At 48.9% G+C, this 19,379-nt stretch carries 20 protein-coding genes; all 20 read right to left on the reverse strand.

The genetic code is table 11. The features are described from left to right. The 20 genes from RF007C_RS04125 to RF007C_RS04220 all read right to left on the reverse strand — a co-directional run bounded on the left by RF007C_RS04125 (nt 1) and on the right by RF007C_RS04220 (nt 19,165). Entirely contained in the window at nt 1-768 is a 768-nt protein-coding gene (locus RF007C_RS04125) for an adenosylcobinamide-GDP ribazoletransferase (RefSeq protein WP_019680995.1), read from the reverse strand. Next, nucleotides 762-1,283, reverse strand: a complete 522-nt coding sequence (locus RF007C_RS04130) for a bifunctional adenosylcobinamide kinase/adenosylcobinamide-phosphate guanylyltransferase (RefSeq protein ID WP_037297515.1) — start codon at nt 1,281-1,283, stop codon at nt 762-764. Before RF007C_RS04130 ends, RF007C_RS04125 begins: the two co-directional genes overlap by 7 nt. Continuing rightward, nucleotides 1,280-2,329, reverse strand: coding sequence for a nicotinate-nucleotide--dimethylbenzimidazole phosphoribosyltransferase (cobT, locus tag RF007C_RS04135; protein WP_037297517.1), 1,050 nt, complete (start codon nt 2,327-2,329; stop codon nt 1,280-1,282). The genes RF007C_RS04130 and cobT overlap by 4 nt, the downstream gene beginning before the upstream one ends. Next, nucleotides 2,313-3,668 carry a cobyrinate a,c-diamide synthase gene (locus RF007C_RS04140; protein ID WP_037297519.1) on the reverse strand — a complete coding sequence of 452 codons (1,356 nt, stop codon included), beginning with the start codon at nt 3,666-3,668 and terminating at the stop codon, nt 2,313-2,315. The genes cobT and RF007C_RS04140 overlap by 17 nt, the downstream gene beginning before the upstream one ends. Next, nucleotides 3,665-4,855, reverse strand: coding sequence for a precorrin-6y C5,15-methyltransferase (decarboxylating) subunit CbiE (gene cbiE, locus RF007C_RS04145; RefSeq protein ID WP_037297521.1), 1,191 nt, complete (start codon nt 4,853-4,855; stop codon nt 3,665-3,667). The genes RF007C_RS04140 and cbiE overlap by 4 nt, the downstream gene beginning before the upstream one ends. A 4-nt stretch (nt 4,856-4,859) precedes the next feature. Next, a complete protein-coding gene (cobK, locus tag RF007C_RS04150; protein ID WP_037297523.1) occupies nt 4,860-5,609 on the reverse strand; it encodes a precorrin-6A reductase in 750 nt (249 codons plus the stop codon). Then, nucleotides 5,602-6,330 carry a precorrin-3B C(17)-methyltransferase gene (gene cobJ, locus RF007C_RS04155; protein WP_082316687.1) on the reverse strand — a complete coding sequence of 243 codons (729 nt, stop codon included), beginning with the start codon at nt 6,328-6,330 and terminating at the stop codon, nt 5,602-5,604. The genes cobK and cobJ overlap by 8 nt, the downstream gene beginning before the upstream one ends. Continuing rightward, a complete protein-coding gene (locus RF007C_RS04160) occupies nt 6,327-7,364 on the reverse strand; it encodes a cobalt-precorrin 5A hydrolase (RefSeq protein ID WP_037297529.1) in 1,038 nt (345 codons plus the stop codon). The genes cobJ and RF007C_RS04160 overlap by 4 nt, the downstream gene beginning before the upstream one ends. Further along, on the reverse strand, nt 7,361-8,119 hold the full coding sequence (cobM, locus tag RF007C_RS04165; RefSeq protein WP_037297530.1) for a precorrin-4 C(11)-methyltransferase: 759 nt from the start codon (nt 8,117-8,119) through the stop codon (nt 7,361-7,363). Before cobM ends, RF007C_RS04160 begins: the two co-directional genes overlap by 4 nt. Continuing rightward, a complete protein-coding gene (gene cbiD / locus RF007C_RS04170) occupies nt 8,112-9,254 on the reverse strand; it encodes a cobalt-precorrin-5B (C(1))-methyltransferase CbiD (RefSeq protein ID WP_037297532.1) in 1,143 nt (380 codons plus the stop codon). The genes cobM and cbiD overlap by 8 nt, the downstream gene beginning before the upstream one ends. Beyond that, nucleotides 9,244-9,939, reverse strand: coding sequence for a precorrin-2 C(20)-methyltransferase (gene cobI, locus RF007C_RS04175; RefSeq protein WP_037297534.1), 696 nt, complete (start codon nt 9,937-9,939; stop codon nt 9,244-9,246). Before cobI ends, cbiD begins: the two co-directional genes overlap by 11 nt. Further along, complete coding sequence (rsmA, locus tag RF007C_RS04180; protein WP_037297537.1) at nt 9,939-10,793, reverse strand: 16S rRNA (adenine(1518)-N(6)/adenine(1519)-N(6))-dimethyltransferase RsmA; 855 nt, start codon at nt 10,791-10,793, stop codon at nt 9,939-9,941. Before rsmA ends, cobI begins: the two co-directional genes overlap by 1 nt. Nucleotides 10,794-10,803: 10 nt before the next feature. Next, nucleotides 10,804-11,067: a hypothetical protein gene (locus tag RF007C_RS04185; RefSeq protein ID WP_019681007.1), complete on the reverse strand. Its 264-nt coding sequence runs from the start codon at nt 11,065-11,067 to the stop codon at nt 10,804-10,806. 21 nt (nt 11,068-11,088) lie between these two features. Next, the gene (locus RF007C_RS04190; RefSeq protein WP_037297539.1) at nt 11,089-12,210 is read right to left on the reverse strand and encodes a hypothetical protein; all 1,122 of its coding nucleotides are present in this window, start codon (nt 12,208-12,210) and stop codon (nt 11,089-11,091) included. Next, nucleotides 12,207-13,811, reverse strand: a complete 1,605-nt coding sequence (locus RF007C_RS04195; protein ID WP_037297541.1) for an NAD(P)/FAD-dependent oxidoreductase — start codon at nt 13,809-13,811, stop codon at nt 12,207-12,209. The genes RF007C_RS04190 and RF007C_RS04195 overlap by 4 nt, the downstream gene beginning before the upstream one ends. Beyond that, nucleotides 13,808-15,055 (reverse strand): aminoacetone oxidase family FAD-binding enzyme, encoded by a 1,248-nt coding sequence (locus tag RF007C_RS04200; RefSeq protein WP_037297543.1) that lies wholly within the window; start codon nt 15,053-15,055, stop codon nt 13,808-13,810. Before RF007C_RS04200 ends, RF007C_RS04195 begins: the two co-directional genes overlap by 4 nt. A 4-nt stretch (nt 15,056-15,059) precedes the next feature. After that, entirely contained in the window at nt 15,060-15,947 is an 888-nt protein-coding gene (locus tag RF007C_RS16300) for a metallophosphoesterase (RefSeq protein WP_051456506.1), read from the reverse strand. Continuing rightward, a complete protein-coding gene (locus tag RF007C_RS04210) occupies nt 15,947-16,843 on the reverse strand; it encodes a mechanosensitive ion channel family protein (protein WP_019681011.1) in 897 nt (298 codons plus the stop codon). Before RF007C_RS04210 ends, RF007C_RS16300 begins: the two co-directional genes overlap by 1 nt. 164 nt (nt 16,844-17,007) lie before the next feature. Further along, nucleotides 17,008-18,537 carry a polysaccharide biosynthesis protein gene (locus RF007C_RS04215; RefSeq protein ID WP_019681012.1) on the reverse strand — a complete coding sequence of 510 codons (1,530 nt, stop codon included), beginning with the start codon at nt 18,535-18,537 and terminating at the stop codon, nt 17,008-17,010. 34 nt (nt 18,538-18,571) lie between these two features. Further along, nucleotides 18,572-19,165: a hypothetical protein gene (locus RF007C_RS04220; protein WP_019681013.1), complete on the reverse strand. Its 594-nt coding sequence runs from the start codon at nt 19,163-19,165 to the stop codon at nt 18,572-18,574. Nucleotides 19,166-19,379 lie beyond the last annotated feature (214 nt).

Raw genomic sequence — 19,379 nt, forward strand, 5'->3', positions numbered from 1 at the left:
TTATCTGACCTCCATTATTCTGTATGTGAACGCAGCTGCTGCTGCCACCGATAATTCGCAGACCTGCAGGAACCAGCCTGCCAGATCTCCCGTAATACCTCCGAATTCCCTGTATGACACAAAGCGGTACCATGCAAATACGAGCAATGCCGCCGCAGCCGCAGCTGCTCCGGTGGGCATATCGGTAAGAGTCATTGCTCCCATGCTGAGAACGGCTGTAAAGGACAGGCAAAAAAGTGCAGTCTTTTTGTCGGCCGCCGCAGAAAAAACATGAAGAGTCCCCTCCCTTTTGGCAGACCTGAAGGTAACGGCTGCCAGACCGCTCAGTGCCCGGGAAAGTACAAATCCCAGACATACCACTGCAGCAGCATGAGGCTCTGTCAGTTCTGTGAAGAGAGCCGTGTACAAAACAAGGTATATTCCCAGCTTAATAGCCGCAAAAGCACCTATGTGCGGATCGCTGAGTATCCTCAGTTTCTTCTCCCTGTCACCCCATGAAGCCCTTGCGTCACAGGTGTCGCAGAAGCCGTCAAGGTGTATGCCTCCTGTCACGGCGACCATTATTGCCACTGCTCCGGCCGCATACATGAACTGACCTGTATGCAGTCCCGCACACAGCCGCTGCCATATCATTATCATGGCTCCGATGACTGCTCCCACAGCGGGGAAAAAGCAAAGGGAGTACCTTCGGTTTTCCTCCTTCCATTCCACATCAGGAACAGGAATACGGGAGTACATACGCATAGCCGAAAAAAACGATCTCAGCATATCGCCTTCCCCTTATAGGCAACCGCTAACCCATAGACACATTCCACTACATTATCCGCAAATTCGGCGATACAACGGTTTATGCTCGCCATTTCGTTTATATACTGCATCGTATCGGGAGAATAGTCATTGCCGTCGCTGCCCACTTCATTGGTCACTATCACAAGCTCGGCAGTCCTTTCGGAAAGTGCTCTGATACCCTCTGTTATCTTGAGAACTGCTTCGTTTACCTCGCCGCTGCCGAACATCTCATTGGCACATAGATTGCCTATGCACTCTATGAGTACTCCGCAGCCCTCGGGAATGTCCAGATCACCTATATCACGAAGGCACTCTATGGTGATATAATTCTTGCCACGGCGCATTTCCGTATGACGGGCAATTATTTCCTGAGCGTCATCGCCCACCGGATTCATTGTAGCCACGTAATATTTCGTACCGCCGAAGCTTTCCAGCACACGTTCCGCATAGCTTGATTTACCGCATTTAGTTCCGCCAGTTACAAGTGTGATCATTGTAAATTCACATACCTTTCTATACCAACATCGTCAAAGCGATGAGATCTGTAATACAGTGCAGCTGCTCCGTCCAGCAGAGGAAGAAGAAGTATGCCTCCCGTTCCCTCTCCAAGCCTTAGATTTCCGTCTATAACAGCCCTGAGCTCCAGTCTTTCAAGGAGCATACGTCCGGCAGGCTCAGCAGATACATGGCCTGCAAGCATATAATCCCTGCAATCGGGAGCTATCATTGCAGCAAGCACCGCCGAAACTGCCGAGATAACACCGTCTATTATGACCGTTACTCCGTAAACCGCACCGCCGAGGAACAGGCCCATCATTCCGCCTATCTCATAGCTGCCAAGCTTTGCAAGGAGCTCCATAGGCGCATCCTTGTCGGGAGAGTTTATTTCCACAGCACGTTTTACGGCACTGATCTTTAAAGCAAGTCCTTCAGCGGAAAGCCCCGCTCCTCTGCCGGTGACCTTTTCCGCAGGCAGCCCGAGAATAACCGAGGACAGTGCCGCTGTGGGAGTGGTATTGCCTATTCCCATCTCGCCGGTAACTATGATATCTATGCCCTTTTCCGCCATATCTCTTACTATATCCATGCCTACCTTCAAGGAAGCCTCTGCCTGTTCCACCGTCATGGCATGGCCTGATGCGATATTATCCGAACCATAGGCTATCTTCCTGTTCAGAAGCTTAACGCATTCAATATCTGAAGCGATGCCTATGTCAACAGCCGTTACCTCTGCTCCGTATATATCCGCCAGAGCGTTTATGTTGGAGCTGCCCTCCGCAATAGCCTTTGCGCACACAGCCGTAACAGAGCTGTCGGTCTGAGTAACTCCCTCGTCAACAACGCCGTTGTCCGCACACATAACGACAACAGCACGCTTCGATATATCAGGGCTGTCCGTGCGCTGTACAGCTGCGATCCTGCAAAGCATATCCTCAAGGATACCGAAGCTTCCCAAAGGCTTTGCAACGCCGTCCCATTTCTGCCTTGCCATTTCCGCAAAAGCACTGTCGGCAGCCTTTATTTTACAGATCCTTTCCATTCAAACCTCCGAAATATCCGCAGGCTGCTGCAAAACGCTCTGCCAGCCTGACATCGGCTCCGAAATACAGATGTGGGAAGCCTGCATAAAGCGTCGGAGAGGTGTGTACACATTCCCAGCTCCTGCCATCTGTCTTTAAAGCCCTGAGCCCACTGCCGCAGTCGGTACTGTCCCAGTAGTGGAACTCATGGGCAGGTATCCTGTCGCCTCTGCGGAACAAGAGACTGTCTTCCTCTGCCGTGAGATTGGCATAACCGAACCGCCGCAGCTTGTCTGTCTCAAAAGCCTCCGCATTTATAACTCCCGCCATGGGATATTCGGTACCATCAGCTGTTCTCAGCCTGTCATGGAGGTACATGAAGCCTCCGCATTCCGCAATTGTGGGCATACCGCCGAGTACGGCATCCCTCACAGAGTCTCTCATGGATGGATTCGCTGAAAGCTTGCCCGCATAGAGCTCGGGATAACCGCCGCTGAGGATAAGTCCGCAGGCATCCGCGGGAATTTTATCATCATGGATCGGCGAAAAATACTCTATTCTGCATCCCAGTTTTTCAAGAATGCTTATATTATCCGAATATATGAAGCAAAAAGCATTGTCAGAAGCTACCGCTATTTTTGGCAGGCTTTTTGCGAATAATCTATGCATTTCATGCGGTGTATATTCAGGTTCCGGAGCTTCGGCAGTCATCAGCAGCTTGTCAAGGAGGATATGCTTCTCCGCAAGTCTGCCCAGCTCGGCAAGCTTTTCCTGTATATCCGCTATCTCATCAGCTGTAACAAGTCCGAGCCTTCTGCTGTCCACATGAGGAGCCCCCGACGGAAAAAGGCCGAAATACTCTGCACCAAGCTCAGCGCATATACGCTCCGCCATGGGTACAAGTCTATCAGGCAGCCTGTTGAATATAAAGCCCTTTATATTATTCGGAGCCCTGTAATTCATGAAGCCGTGAACAACAGCTCCTATGGACTCCGAAGCTCCTTTGCAGTCAATAACTACAACCGCAAGGCTGTCGGTGATAAGGGAGACCGAATAAGCAGATCCTCTTCCGTCCGCTCCATCAAAATAGCCCATAACACCCTCTATAACGGATATATCGGAATTACGGCTGTTTTCACAAAGAAGCTGCCTGAGCATATCGTCTCCGCAGAAGCGGCTGTCGAGATTATGTGCCGCGACTCCTGTTATCCTTCGGTGAAACATAGGATCTATGTAATCGGGACCGCATTTAAAGCTGCTGAGAGCAAGACCTCTTGCCTTCAGCGCAGCAAGAACCGCACAGGTCACAGTAGTCTTTCCGCAGCCGCTGTGAGTTCCGCCGATCACTATTCTTTTCATTTTAACTTCCTTTTTATAATAAATACCGGGTTTTCTGCTGACATCATTGTATGATTCCCTATTTTTCTTGTCCGTGTAACGGCTATTTGTGAGATCTCCGCCTCAAATCCGATCTCATCAAAAACTGCTGTTGCCCCTGCGAGCGTTTCGATCGAAACAGCAGTTACAGTCAGTCGTATATTGCTGTTTTTTTCTGCCGCTGCCTTAACAATATCCTTTAGCTTTCCGCCTGAACCACCTATGAATACACAATCGGGAGACGGAAGCTTCCTGACAGCCTCCGAGGCCTCGCCTTCCACTATTTCTATATTATCACATCTGAATCTGCGCCTGTTTTCGGCTATCAGGCTGACAGCCTCCGTATTCTTCTCCACGGAATAAACTCGTCCGCTGCCGCAGCGAATTGCCATCTCAACGGATACAGAGCCTGTTCCTCCGCCTATATCCCAGCACACGTCAGTTTCTCCTATATCCAGTCCCGCCACAGCAACCGCCCTGACCTCGGATTTTGTCATGGGTACATTTCCCCGTATGAACTTTTCATCGGGTATCCCGCTGAGAAGAGCTCTTTCATACTCAGGGTTTTCAGCAAGCAGCACACTGAGCTGCGATATATCTGTCTCTGTGAACTCCTCTGCCCTTCCGCTGATAATTTTCTCAGAAGAATAACCAAGGTCGGCGCCTATGTGGACCGTTACCTCTCCCATGCCGTAATCGCAGAGCCGTCTGCATAACTCCCCTGCAGTCAAATCTCCCCCCAGAAGGAAGAAGGTCTTTTTATGGGAGCTGACTGCCCTTGCCGCATTTGCGCTTTTTCCGTGCAGGCTTACGAAAAAGCAGTCAGACCAGTCCTTTCCGAGCTTTGAAAAGAAGTAAACAGGTGAAGAAATACCGCAGATCATTTCTGTTTCATGATCTGCAAGTGACTCCGAGAGCTTCCGTGCCCCGCTGAAAAAGCCGCAGTCTCCGGACATAAGCACAGCAGCCGTCTCATAGCTGTTTTCCATTAAATACCGACAGATCTCTGTGCTGCGGTACTCCTCGAAAACAGGCTTTTCAAGTGCTGAAAAGGGCTCAAGCATACGCCTTGCACCGATAAGCACATCAGCAGACTCTATCGCCTTCGCCGCTTCTCTCGTCAGCGTTTTTGCGCCGTCCACGCCCGTTCCTATAATGTATATCTTCACCTCTTCACCTCCTCATACCGCATACCAGCGCTTTTATCTCCTCCATCGTGCTTCCTTCTTCCTGCGGACGCATAAGAACTATTGCTCTGATACCGCATATTCCGGCAGCTTTCAGCTTTTCGGGGAAGCCTCCCGCTGCTCCGCTTTCCTTTGTCAGCATCACCTCTGCTCCGCTGAGCTTAATGTGTTCAATGTTCTGCTCAACGGTGAAAGGTCCTTTTTCAGCTATGATATGTTCAGCTGCAAAGCCCAGCGACGTACAGAAGCTGACAATATTCTCGGCAGGCAGGACTCTCGCCCATACCCTTTCCCGAAAATCCTTTACCGCTGTAAGCTTTGGCAGTTCCTTGCTGCCCAGTGTGCTGAGTATATTTCCGCCGCATCTGCTGAGAAGCTCTGTTACCTCGTTCATATCGGCCGCTCCGATACAGTCCTCAAGGCTCATGTTGCTCCTGAACAGCCTGTGATAAGGAGTTCCCGTTTCTGCACAGGCAAGCTTGATATTCTCCGTTACCTCTGTGGCATAAGGATGAGTAGCGTCAATTACGGCTCTGCAATCAATCCGCTTTATAAGCCCGCTCATCTCCGCATTGTCAAGCCGTCCCGTAAAAACGTGTATGTCTTTATGCTGCGGAAGCAATCCGCCACCGTATTCCGTCGCCACGGAAACAGCCGTACTGATGCCGCTTTCACAGCAGAACTGAGCAAGCTCACGACCCTCGGTGGTACCGCCGAAAATAAGAAGCTCACACATTCCTGTAACCTCTTGGCGTTACCATTTTTCCGTTAATGACCTTTGTCTCGGAATTGCCGATAAATACAGTTGTAAACATATCAACAGCTGTGTCTCTCAGCTCTCCGAGGGTAAGTATACGGCACTCCTGACCTTCTCTGCCAATATTCCTGACATACCCGCAGACAGTAGATGAAGTACGGTACTTAAGCAGTATATCGCAGGCTCTGGAGAGATAATCCTCACGTTTTTTTGATGACGGATTATAGAGTGCGATCACAAAATCTCCCTCAGCAGCGCATTGCAGACGCTTTTCGATCTTCTCCATGGGGGTGAGCAGGTCTGAAAGGCTTATCAGCGCAAGATCATGTGTCATAGGCGAACCCAGAACTGCTCCTCCGCTGAGTGCAGCGGTAACTCCCGGGATAACCTCAATATCCGCGTCAGGATAACTAACAGAAAGCTCAAAGGCAAGTCCTGCCATGCCGTACACCTGACTGTCACCGCTGCAAACCAGAGCAACTATGCTACCCTCGTCAGCAAGTCTCAGTGCAAGCTCAACTCTTTCCTTCTCCTGTCTCATACCTGTGGAAAGGCACTCCTTTTCAGGGTAAAAACTCTTTATCTGATCGATATAGACAGTATATCCCACAATGACATCGCTTCTGATTATTGCCTCTTCGGCTTCGATAGTAATACCTTTTCGGCTTCCGCAGCCTATTCCGACTATATAGAGCTTCATAATACCTTCCTTTCAAAATCAAGATAGACAGGAATCTCCGCAGCTGCTACGGTAACGCCTTCACGAGCCCGCTTGTGCAAAACGAGCTTGCCGCCGCTGCAAAATACAGCACTGCGCTCACATACGTTATCAGCTCCCGTAGTCTCCAGCACGAAATCCGATGCCTCAAAATCACCTTTTATACTCATAAGCTCCTCAGCGGTACAGAACCTCAGCGGAACGTCAATGCTTCCGCAGAATTCGAGAAGTCCCGCTTCATCTGCCTTGAGCTCTATTGTAGCTGCCTCCCGTATCCTTGCAATATCTATGCCGGCCTCTGCAAGTATCTCTCTTACTGTACTGCCTATGACTTCAGAGGAAGAACCTCTTTTGCAGCCTATACCGAGAACTATATTCTTCGGGATCAGCTGAAGAGTCACATCAAATGGCTTTATGTCCTTTGAATCACCTACATATATGCCCGATCTGCACACACCGAATTCCGTAAGCTCATCGGGAAGCCCTCCGTGATCGTATTCCGAAAAGAAGCCTATTTTCTTATCGTCCAGCACATCAGAGGCTATCTCCTTCGCAGCGGTGAGATCGGTTATTATAAGTCCGTTGGCAACTGCAAAGCTGTCGGGCGAAAAACGTCCTCCCGTATCCGTGGCAGTAGTTATGACCGCAGTGGAGCCGAGGGCTTCGGCAATTATCTCCGCAAGGCGATTAGCACCTCCGATATGTCCCGAAAGCACAGGGATCACGAAGTTACCGCTGTCATCCATTACTATAACCGCGGGATCGTCCGCCTTTGTACCGAGCAGCGGAGCTACCGCACGAACTGCTATACCGCAGGCGCATACAAATATAAATGCGTCCGAGCGCTCAAAAAGCCTGCCTACCATGCTTCCCATATTCCAGAACACCGCCGAGTTGTCATCGGTATGCTTGTGAAAACAGTAGCGGCTGACCTTATGCTCGCTGCAGAGCACATCAGCTGTTCTTGCAGAAAGCTGCCTTCCATTTTCTGTCAACGAAAAAACTGCTATATTCATGTGGCTGCCGCCTTTCTGAAGCCTGTCTCAAAATTTTTGTCGTAGAGCTTTGAAAGCTCGTAATCATTGCCGAGAAAATCTCCCACAGTTATGAGAGCTGTTTTGCTTATACCGTTTTCACGGGCTGACTCAGCAAGAGTTCCCACCGTACAGCGCACAATCTTCTGATCCTGCCATGTAGCCTTATATACGATAGCCGCAGGAGTTTCCGCGCTGTATCCGCCCTCCGTGAGTTTTGCCGCCAGCTCCTCCGTCATGGAAGCACTGAGGAATATGATCATAGTTGCATGATGGGCAGCAAGACTCTCTATGCTCTCCATTTCGGGAACAGGAGTCCTTCCTGCCATTCTTGTGAGTATCACCGTCTGTGAGACCCGGGGAAGAGTATACTCGGCTTTCAGAGCAGCTGCCGCACCGCAGAAGGAGCTTACTCCGGGAGTTACGCTATACTGTATCCCCAGCTCCTCCAGCCTGTCCATCTGCTCACGAACAGCTCCGTATATGGAAGGATCGCCTGTATGAAGCCTTACTGTTTTCTTTCCCTCAGACTCAGCCTGCTTCATTACCTCTATCACACTGTCAAGATCCATGTGAGCACTGTTGTATATCTCACATTCCTGCCCCGCATAGCTGAGCAGCTCGGGATTTACCAGTGACCCCGCATATATTATAACGTCCGCATTTTCGATAAGACGTTTCCCTCTCAATGTGATAAGATCGGCAGCTCCGCAGCCTGCTCCCACAAAATCAACCATTTTCTTCCTCCGTTATCGCCCTGATAAGTTCATCTGCCAGTGATGTTTTCACAAGAAGCTCCCTTTTATATGAAAAAGCAAGCGCTCCCACGGGTATCTCATCATGTACTCTTCCGCGAAGATAGCTGTCCATACGGCGGCTGAGTATCTCCGCAGTCCTTTCAAGGTAGCCTGCACCGTCAAGTATGTCCATAGCTGCGTCGGCAGTTGCGCAGTCGGGGAGCTTTTTCAGCGTTCCTGTATCCGCTCCCGCCAGAAGTCCGCAGATGATAAGGACCTCCATTCTTCCGTCCGCCCATGAGGAATGAGTATTCATGATACCAGCTCCAAGCTTTACCAGCTTGCCTATATGTCCGACTATGAGTATGGACTCAAAACCGAGCTCCATGCCTATATCTATGGCCTCGCCTATGAAGTTGCTGCAAGTGACACTGTGCTCCAGTGAGAAAGGCAGCTGCTTCTGTACGTAGTCCTCGCTGTAATTGCCGATGGTCAGCAGCATATTCCTCTGACCTGCGGCACGGCGTATATTTGCCTCAGCACGGATAGTCTCCACAACAGCTGTATTGCTCATGGGCTCAACGATGCCGCTGGTGCCAATTACGGAGATACCGCCTTCTATGCCCATTCTCGGATTGAAGGTCTTTTGTGCCAGCTCTGTCCCGGCAGGTATAGATACCGTGACTTCAAAGCCGCCGGAATAGCCGTACTTTTCGGCGATCTCCATGACAGCACCGGCTATCATTCTGCGGGGCACCGAATTTATGGCAGCTTCTCCCACAGGCTGGTCAAGGCCTGCTTTTGTGACTACACCTATGCCTGTGCCGCCAAGAATCCTTACTCCCGAGGATATGAGCCTTACCGACGTGTAAACCTTGACACCGTTGGTCACATCGGGATCATCACCGCTGTCCTTGACTATGGCACATGAAGCAACCTCATCGCCGATCCCGACGTCAACGGTATCAAGATCAAGCATTATGCCCTTGGGAGTCATCAGTCTGACAGTCTCTGCTATATGGCCTGTGAATATCATCTCCGCAGCCGCCTTTGCCGCTGCCGCTGCACAGGAGCCCGTTGTATATCCGCAGCGCAGCTTTTTTGCGCCTCTGTATACATATTCCTCAAGTTTCATCAGAACTCTCCCTCATGATAAATACTGTAAAATAGCCTGTCTCTCCGCATATCTCATTGCAGTCGGCATATATCCTCTCATCAGGAAGTCCGCAGTTCTCGACTGCGGCAATATGCTCCGAAGAATGTTTTTCCCGCAGCATCTCAGTTAATCTGCCGCTGTGACTGCCTACTTTCATTATCACCTTTGTGCCCCTTAAATCAAGAAGCTCCTCAAAGCCGTCACAGCCGAAGGGGATTATATGCAGCGGCTCACCGCCGATACAAAGGGGCTCTTTCAAAACTGCTGCCGCTGCACTGAAGCTTGTGACTCCGGGACATATCTCCACAGCAAAACCTCTTTTTTTCACTCTCTCAGCTATATGGCTGAAGGTGGAATATACCGAAACATCACCGAGTACAGGTACAGCCGCATCACTGCTCACAAGGATCCCGCATAGAAGCTCTGCGATCTCGCCGTAGCACCTGTCAAGCAGCTCCCTGTCACGGCTCATGGGTATATCAAGATATACTATCCTCTTTCCCGAAAGGTCTGCTGCCTGCTCCGCAATGGAAAGTGCAAGCGTTCTTTCACCCTTTGTACGAGGGACTGCTATCACTCCGCATTCTTCAAGTATACGGACAGCTTTCAGCGTAAGGAGCTGCGGATCACCTGCTCCAACACTGACACCATAGAGCTTTCCCATTACTTATCCGAAAGAGCAGCCGAAAAAGCTATGAGCTGCTCCATATCCAGCTGTTCTATCCTTGCAGCCTCGGGAAGTCCCAGTGAAGAAAGGGCGGAATACACCTTTTCCTTCGGTATCCCCATTACGGAAGCAAGGGAATTTGCCAGAGTCTTTCTGCGCTGTGAAAAGCCTGCCTTTACCACGCTGAAGAAGAACTTCTCACTCTTTTCGTCCAGTCTGCAACCGCTGCCAAGGTCGATCCTGATGACAGCAGAATCCACGTTGGGCGCAGGCATGAAGCTTCCTCTGGATACATCAAAGAGCTTCTTTACGGTGCCATAGTAGTTCACTCCAACAGTTATTGCACCCGAGTCTCTTGTACCGACTTTTGCGCAGAGCCTCTGCGCCGCCTCCTTCTGCACCATAACCGTTATGGACTCTATGGGAAGCCTGCTTTCAAGCAGCATCATTATTATCGGAGATGTGATGTAATAAGGCAGATTTGCGCATACAGCCACCCTGAGCCCGTCAAACTCATCGGTAATTACCCTTCTGAGGTCGCATTTCATTACATCCTCGTTGATTATCTTCACATTGTCAAAATCCGCAAGAGTCTCATCGAGTATCGGAAGCAGTCTTGAGTCTATCTCAACTGCTACAACCTTTTCCGCACGCTTTGCAAGCTCCGAGGTGAGCACTCCTATGCCCGTTCCGATCTCAATTACACCGAATCCCTTGCAGGCATTGCCGTTCTCGGCTATCCTCGGGCATATATCGGGATTGACAATAAAGTTCTGTCCTAGTCCCTTTGAAAAGCTGAAGCCGTGACGTGAAAGTATCTCCTTGACGGTGCCGATGTTAGTTAATATCATTAAGTACTCCTTAAACCTTATGCCTTTCTTTTTCGGAAAACTCCTTCTGCTTTGCATCATTGAGCTTTTCCATGCTGTTTACCAGATAATCCGCCGAGCGGTAGGCTCTCTGAAAATCCATATCCTTGAAGTGGACCTTCAGGTCTACATACTCTCCGTCAATAATTATATCTATGCCGCCTATCTGTCTGCCGACATACTTCTGTCCCGCATATTTAATATATTCGTCTATTTCCCGTCTGTCCATTTCTCCGCCGATAACATTGATCTTCATATCCAAGCCTCCGTTCAGTATTTATTTTATAATGCTGAGCGCCTGCGCAAAGCCCGCCTTGGCAATAACGCTTTCCTCGCCGTCCTTACCGATGAGCAGCAGTTCCTTTCCGTTGGAACATACTATGCCCTCATCGCAGACCGCATAATCCAGTACGCCCTTCTTTATAACCTTATGCTCTCCGCCCGGAGATACCCTTACAAGCACTCTGCTTTTGGGGAATATTCCCGGGTTCTTCTCGCCTGCCTCTGCATTTTCCTTTTCGTTCTTCTCAGCCTCAAGGAGCCTTCCCTCGAAGTAGAGCTCCCGTGCAGACTTGCTCTTTGTCTTGACATCGCCCTTCTGCTGATTTTTTCTCAGAGGTTCTCCTCCGAAAATAATGCTGAAGGCATTGATAAAGCCGATTACAGCCTTTATCAGTCTCACAGGGAAAAGCAGCACCGACTTCCATATGGGTTCTTTCTTTTCCTTTGGGGGCGAATAGGGACGGCTTATATAATAATAATTTCCGTCACTGTCGTTCTGAGGTTTCAGGAGATCATTCTTTTCATCTGAAAAGAGCTCCTCAATAGTGCCTGCTCCTGTATCCAGAGCAAGTATAGAGCTTGGGGACACTCCTGTACCTCCGCTGATGGCATGACCTACCGTAGAACAGAGCAGCCTGCCGTCAGTCACCGACCAGAACGGGCTGTCCTCCTCAGAGGGACCATCCGTAAGCTCGTCATAGTCACCTCTTTCGTCAAACACGGATATATGTCCGTTGACTGCGGCTGCTATCTTTCCGTCTCTGAAGGAAACAGCTCCGATGTGCCTGTCCATGCCTGTATAAATATGCCCCTCGGGAGCCTTCGGCGTCTCTGTGCTTTTCCTGTATATCGCACCCATTTCACCGAAACGGGCAGAATATATGACCTCATCACCCTCTGAAGTAAGTCCGTAGATATGCACCTGCTTGGAGGCGTCCTCATAGTGCTCCACGGCTCCCATGAACTCAGCACCCCGTCCGCTGTGCTTCCATTCCTTGTTCCTGTTTATCTCATTGACAGTATCGCTGTACTTCGCTGCCCTTTCACAGGGAAGCTCCGTGACCTTTCCGTCACTGCACAGGTACATCCTGTTTTCAGAAATATATGCAATCTTCATATACTATTCAGCTGCCCTTCCATTCTTTCACATACAGCCTCGGCACATTTCATGCCGTCAACTGCCGCAGAAACTATGCCGCCTGCATAGCCTGCTCCCTCGCCGCAGGGATACAGTCCCTTCAGCGACAGGGACTGCAGATCCTCTCCCCTGTTTATGCGTACAGGGGAGCTGCTTCTGCTCTCTATACCCGTAAGCAGAGTATCTTTGTCATCAAAGCCCCTGATCTTCTTTCCCATTTCCTTTATGCCGAGCCTAAGGGATTCGCAGACGAAATCGGGGAGATATTCCTCGGGAGGCGCAAATCTTACCGCAGGACGATAGGAGGGCTTTACTCTGCCAAGCTTCCTGCTTATGCGTCCTTCAAGAAAATCACCGAGAACTGCCGCAGGAGCGTGATAATCCCGTCCCCCTGCAATAAATGCCTTTTCCTCAAGCTCGCGCTGGAAATACATACCTGCAAGAGGATGATCACTGCCGTAGTCCGCAGGATCAACATTCACCAACAGGGCACTGTTGGAGTTTTCGGCGTCACGGGCAAAACAGCTCATACCGTTGACAGCGAGCCTGCCCTCCTCCGAAGAGGCTGCCACCACATAGCCTCCCGGACACATACAGAAGGTATAAAGAGTACGTCCGTTGGGCAGATGCACAGCGAGCTTGTAATCCGCTGCTTTCAGAGCGGGATGTCCCGCAAAATCTCCGTACATTGCCCTGTCTATATCCTTCCTGAGATGCTCTGCCCTCACTCCGACGGAGAAGCTCTTCTGTGAAAGATCTATATTCTCATCGTACAGAAGTTCAAATACGTCTCTGGCACTGTGACCCGATGCAAGTATAAGACTGCCTGTATTTATGGTGTGTTTCTCACCGTTCCGGATATAGCTTACTGCGGAAAGTCTGCCGTTTTCTGTTTCAAATCCACAGAATCTGGAATTGAAGCACACCTCGCCGCCGAGGGCTTTGACTCTCTCTCTCAGGGCTTTTACAGCTCCGCGGAGCTTATCCGTACCAATATGGGGCTTTGCAAGATAAAGTATCTCATCGGGAGCTCCAAACTCTACAAGTCTTTCAAATACCCAGCCTATGCGCCTGTCCTTTATTCCTGTGGTGAGCTTGCCGTCGGAAAATGTACCTGCGCCGCCCTCGCCGAACTGTATATTACACTCGGTATCGAGCCTTCCGCCATTCTGAAACTCCTCAACAGCCCTGCATCTGGAGTCAACATCGCCGCCTCTTTCAAGCACTATCGGCTTTGCTCCTGCCATTGCAAGAACAAGAGCCGCAAACATTCCCGCAGGTCCGAAGCCTGCGATAACAGGCCTGTACGGCGCATTTTCAATAACGGGCACCTTATATCTGACCGGCTCGTACTTTTCGGCATTTTTAAGGCTTTTCAGCAGGCTTTCCTCACCTTTTGCCTCTATATCCAGTGATATTATGAAATGGACGTCGTTTTTTTTACGCGCGTCCACGGATTTTTTTGCAAGTCTAACAGTTTTTATCCTCTCACGGCTTATCCTGATTTTTTTCACGCATAGAGTCACAAGGTCGGAAAAATCAGTATCAAGGGACACTCTTATCCCTCCGACTCTTATCATGTACGTCCTCCTCTCAGCGAATCCGCGCAGCTCCTGCCTGCGAATATACCCGATGACCATGCCCACTGAAGGTTGTAGCCGCCGCAGTCGCCGTCAACGTCAAGGATCTCGCCGCAGAGGAATATGCCCTTCTCGCTTCTTAGCTGAAGGCGCTCGTCGATACAGTCTCCGCTTACGCCGCCTGATGTTACCTGAGCATCCTTCCATGCGGCTGTTCCGGTAACGTCGAAATCAAGGCATTTTATAAGCTGAGCTATCTGTCTGAGGTCATTTTCGCGCAGTTCGGAAATAAGCAGTGTAAGCGGCCTTCCGAGAGCGCGCTTTGTAATATACGATGAAAGACTTCTCGGGAATATTCCTGTAAGCAACTCCTCCGTGGTATGTTTTCCGCGCTGATACTGTATCACACGAAGATAGCCCACAAGCTGCTCAAGCTCCATATCAGCGGCAAGATCCAGTCTGAGCGTAAGCTTTCCTTCATACTGTGAAAAGAGATGAGCCATATTGAATACACATATACCCGAGAGAGCCGTATCCGTGAACTGTATCTCACCTACCTCCTCCTTCAGGAGCTTGCCTGCGGAATATGCCATTACTCTACCCTTGGCTCTTACGCCCTTGAGTCCCTTGAGAAGCTCCGGACGAACTCTCAGTGCTGCAACGGCGGGACATATCTTTGTAGTATGGCAGCCCTTGCTGCGAAGCAGCCTTATAACGCTTCCGTCAGTGCCAAACTGCGGAGCCGCATATCCTCCCGCTGCAACGATTATACGTCTGCACGGGTACTTTTCTCCAGATGCCGATGAGATCCTGAAATACTGCGGAGTGCTCTCGATGAAATTGGCCTCGAAGCCGCAGCGCTCGATAACTCCCAGATCCTCGGCCCGAAGCCTGAGTGCTGAAAGGACCGTTGATGCACTGTTGCTCTTTGGATAGATCCTTCCCTTTGAATCCGCTGTACATATTACGCCGAGGCTTCCGAAGAATTCGGTAGCCGATGGTGTTGCGCCGATCACACGCATGATATTCCTTACGCTGCCATGATAGTGATCTCCGCTGAGATTGATGTTGCTGAGATTGCATCTGCCGTTGCCTGTGGCAAGTATCTTCCTTCCCACACGGTCAAGCTTTTCAAGAATGACCACCTTTGCCGTGGGAAGGATCGTCTTTGCCTCGATAGCCGCAGCAAATCCGGAAGCGCCGCCGCCTATAACGGCAATATCCGTGATATTGTCCTTATTCATATTTTCACCCCTTTGGTTTTACTTCCATTATTACTACTTCTGGGCGGTTGTTCATGCGTACAGGCGCAGGATATACACCTATACCCGAGGTTATGAACATACTTCCGCCATCGTAGCTGAAAAAGCCTTTGTCGTATATATCAAGCTCCTTATTGCGAAGCTTCGGAAACCATTGCTGTGTTTCGGAGCTGTAAACAGGTCCCATACCGAACGGGAGCCGTGCCATTTCTCCGTGAGTATCTCCGCAGAGAGTGAGATCTGCGCCGAAATCCGAAAACTTCTCATAATTAGGGATATGCGCAAGAAGAATATTGAAGCTGCTCTCATCGAGGCTGAACTCGTTTCTAAGGTCAAAGGTGGGACTGTAATAGACATTGTCTATGCCCATTATATGAAGCCTGCTGCCTCTTATCTCTATGGTGTCCTCACCGTAATTCAGCACCTTTGCGCCCTTTTTACCGAGCTCCGATATATATCTGTCATCGTTGTCATGCTCTCCTGTGACGCAGTAAAGAGGATACCCGGCATCTGTGAACATCTCTGCAAGATCTATGGGCTTCTGTATCAGCTCCCAGTTGCTGCTGTTGGTGAACATATCACCAAGGAAGAACACAACATCCGGATGCTCGGCATTTACCGATTCAAATATTCTGCTGTTCTTTATACCGTGCCTTGTTGCATGAAGGTCACTGATTATGGCAAGCTTTACCTCCGAGCCGACCTTTCTGCTGGTTATGGCAATGTCATTTGTCCTGAGAGTATAGTTATTGAACCACCACAACAGAAATATAAGTATCGCCCACAGCCAGAAACGGCTTTTCTTTTTTCCGTTTTCTTTCTCAGGAGCTGTATTCTTCTGTGCCTTCTTTTTTCTCTGTTTCTTTTGTGCCATCAGATCTTATCCTTTACGTGTATATCAAGCTGGGTGAACGGTATCTCTATTCCGTTGGCATCAAAGGCTGCCTTTACTGCCTCTGTCATATTATATTTCTCTGTAAGGAAATCACCGTTGTTCACCCATACCAGCACATCTACGGATACCGAGCTGCTGTTATGAGAGCTCATGCGTACTATAGGGGCAGGATCTTTCAGTATGAGCTTTTCTTCGGCAATTATGCCGAGTATGACCTCTTTTGCCTTATTGAAATCGGAACTGTAGCTTATACAAAAACTCATATCTATCCTTCGTGTAGGAGTCTCGGTATAGTTTATGATCTTTGCCTCCGTTACCTTTCCGTTTGGCATAAAGACCGTCTTATTGTCAAAGGTCATTATCTTCGTGTAAAATATGCCTATATCACGCACAGTTCCCACTGAACCGTCAAGCTCTATGATGTCGCCTGTGGTAAAGGGTTTGGTAAAGAGTATTATAAATCCGCCGCTGAGGTTTGAAAGACAGTTCTGAAGGGCAAGGCTTATGGCAAGTCCCGCCGCACCGAGTATGGTTATTATTGAGGACATCGGCACATTCAGCACCGACAGCGCCATTATTACCACAACTACATAAAGTATTATCTTTATGAGAGACACAAGAAAGCTCTTTGCAGCTCCGTTAACGTTGGATCTGGATACTGCTTTTCCGACTACTTTTGCAATGAGTCTTGAAATAAGTATTCCCACGACAAGTATTACAAGAGCTACGGCAATGAGCGGCAGCGCCTTTTTCATGTAGTGCAGTCCGCCCTCTAAAACGCCCGAAGCCTTCTGTGCGGAATCCTGTATGCTGTCCAGCATTTCAGCGTTCCCTGCATTAGCAGTACCTTCGGCGATATAATGAAGGAATGTCAAAAAATCATCTCCGTATATTGGTAAATTCTTGCGGTTGAGCAGACAACCGGCATCAATGCATAATCATAATTAATTATAGCAGATTTTCTGAAAAAGGTCAATATATAAATCAATTATCGTAAAAAAATCTGCACCGCAGCAATAGCCGCAGTGCAGTTGATGTTTTATTCTTTATGTCCGCCGATAGCCTGGAGCTCCTTGGTGTTGAACTCCTTGGGAGTTATGAAGGTAGGCACCATATCATGGAGAGCCTGGATAGCAACAGCTTCATTGTTCAGAAGAGCTGCATCGCGGAGATCCTTGAGCTTCTGCGCAAAATGCTCCTCGTTTATCTCTATCTGTCTGCCGATGAATATGAGCTTGTTTGAGGTCTTTTTCAGGCCTTCCTCATTCATAAGAAGTTCTTCCTTGATCTTCTCGCCCGGGCGGAGTCCCGTAAATACGATAGGTACGTCTTTATAGGGCACCTTGCCGTACATTCTGATGAGGTTCTCGGCAAGAGTAACGATCTTTACAGGCTGACCCATATCAAGAACGAATATCTCGCCGCCGTGTGCGATGGCAGCTGCCTCCATAACAAGGCTTACAGCCTCGGGTATAGTCATAAAGTATCTGATAATATCCTCATGAGTTACGGTAACGGGCTTTCCCTGCTCTATCTGCTTCTTGAAAAGAGGTATAACAGAGCCGTTGGAGCCGAGAACATTGCCGAAACGTGTGGTAACGAATTCGGTCCTGCCCTCATTCTGCTGTGAAAGATACTGAACTATCATCTCGCAGCATCTCTTGGAAGCTCCCATAGCATTTGTGGGGTTTACAGCCTTATCCGTAGAGATCATTATAAACTTCTCACAGTCATGGAACTGAGAAAGAGTAGCCACATTGAATGTACCTACCACATTGTTCTTGATAGCCTCCATGGGAGAGCCCTCCATAAGAGGAACGTGCTTATGTGCAGCCGCATGGAACACTATCTGGGGCTTGTACTTTTCAAATATCTGATTCATGCGGTAATAATCGCGCACTGACGCAATAAGCGTAACAAGATCAAGACTGTTGCCGTACTCCATTACCAGCTCCTGCTGGATCTCATATGCGTTATTCTCGTATATATCAACTATGATAACCCTCTCGGGATTGTATCTTGCTATCTGACGGACCAGCTCGGAGCCTATGCTTCCGCCGCCGCCTGTTACCATACATACCTTGCCGGTTATGAACTGACGTATATCCTTATTGTCGAATTTTATCGGATCGCGGCCGAGAAGCTCTTCGACCTTGATGTCACGTACCTGTCCGAGCAGGGTCGCCGAATCATCAAGTATCAGCGTTCCGATAAAGGGAACTATCTTCAAAGGGAGCTTTGTCTCGTTGCATATATCTATTATCGACTTACGCTCATCCGACGTAAGCGACGGTATAGCAAGTATGAGCTGCTCTATCTCCAGTTCCTTTGCATACTTGGGTATCTCGGCAGATCTGCCTATTATCTTTACACCCAATATCTCTGTCCCGAGCTTTTCGGGATCGTTGTCAATGATGCAGACAGGATTGAACTGTGCAGAGTACTTGTCATCGGTATAAGGCGATTTCTGAGCATTGAAGATCTCCCTGAGAAGCATCTTGCAGGCAGCACCTCCGCCTATTACCATTGTCCTCTTTGCACTTATGCAGTATTTAACTTCCGATTCCACAATAAACCTCCCAAACTCCGCTTCCTCAAGCGAATTAATCCAAGCCTGATTTTATGTCATTAATGTATTTTTTTATACTCAGAAGACATTCATCGGCACTGCCGCTGTTATCAAATCTCAGGACGATGCCTGCTTCTGACAGCTTTTCCTCGGAAAAATCCGCGCTGTCAGCCACAAAGCGGCGGCACAGTTCAAGATATTTCGGCTTTTTCTGTTTTTTCTCACGCTCGACGGCGCGCAAAAAACGGATGTCGTCATCCACCTCGATGTAGACGGGCACAACGACTCCGCTGCCGAAATGATCTCTAATTTTGATATATGATTCAAGAGTACCGATGCCGACGCAATCCCTGCTGTCTGAAGGAATACTGTCCTCAGAGGTAAAGTAGATCCATTCGCCGAAAACCGTATTGTAAATACGGTATTCTATTATCTTCCCCTCTGACTGCATACCTTTGAATCGTTCTCTGCTGACAAAAAAATACTCTCTTCCGTCTTCCTCGTCTTCTCTGGCAGGACGGGTAGTATACAAAACTATGGGTGAAAGTTCCATTTCAGAAAGAATTCGCTTGTATATGGTATCCTTTCCCGAAGAGCTTTTTCCCATGAGGTAAAAAATATGATTCATTGAGAAGCTCCTGCTAAAAAAGTAGATTAAAGCAGATTACTCCACTTTAATACAATTATATCACATCAAAAAGAATAAATCAAGTACACAATATGACATTTTGAAGCTATTTCGCCCATTTATTGCGAAATAGTCTAATTAAACGAAATATCACGTCAGCATCTTGCTTTTATGGGCAAAAATGCTGTTTTAAACGTCGAATTTGTAAACTTTC

Origin of the sequence: Ruminococcus flavefaciens 007c (genome assembly GCF_000571935.1) — a bacterium.
GTDB lineage: Bacteria > Bacillota > Clostridia > Oscillospirales > Ruminococcaceae > Ruminococcus > Ruminococcus flavefaciens_F.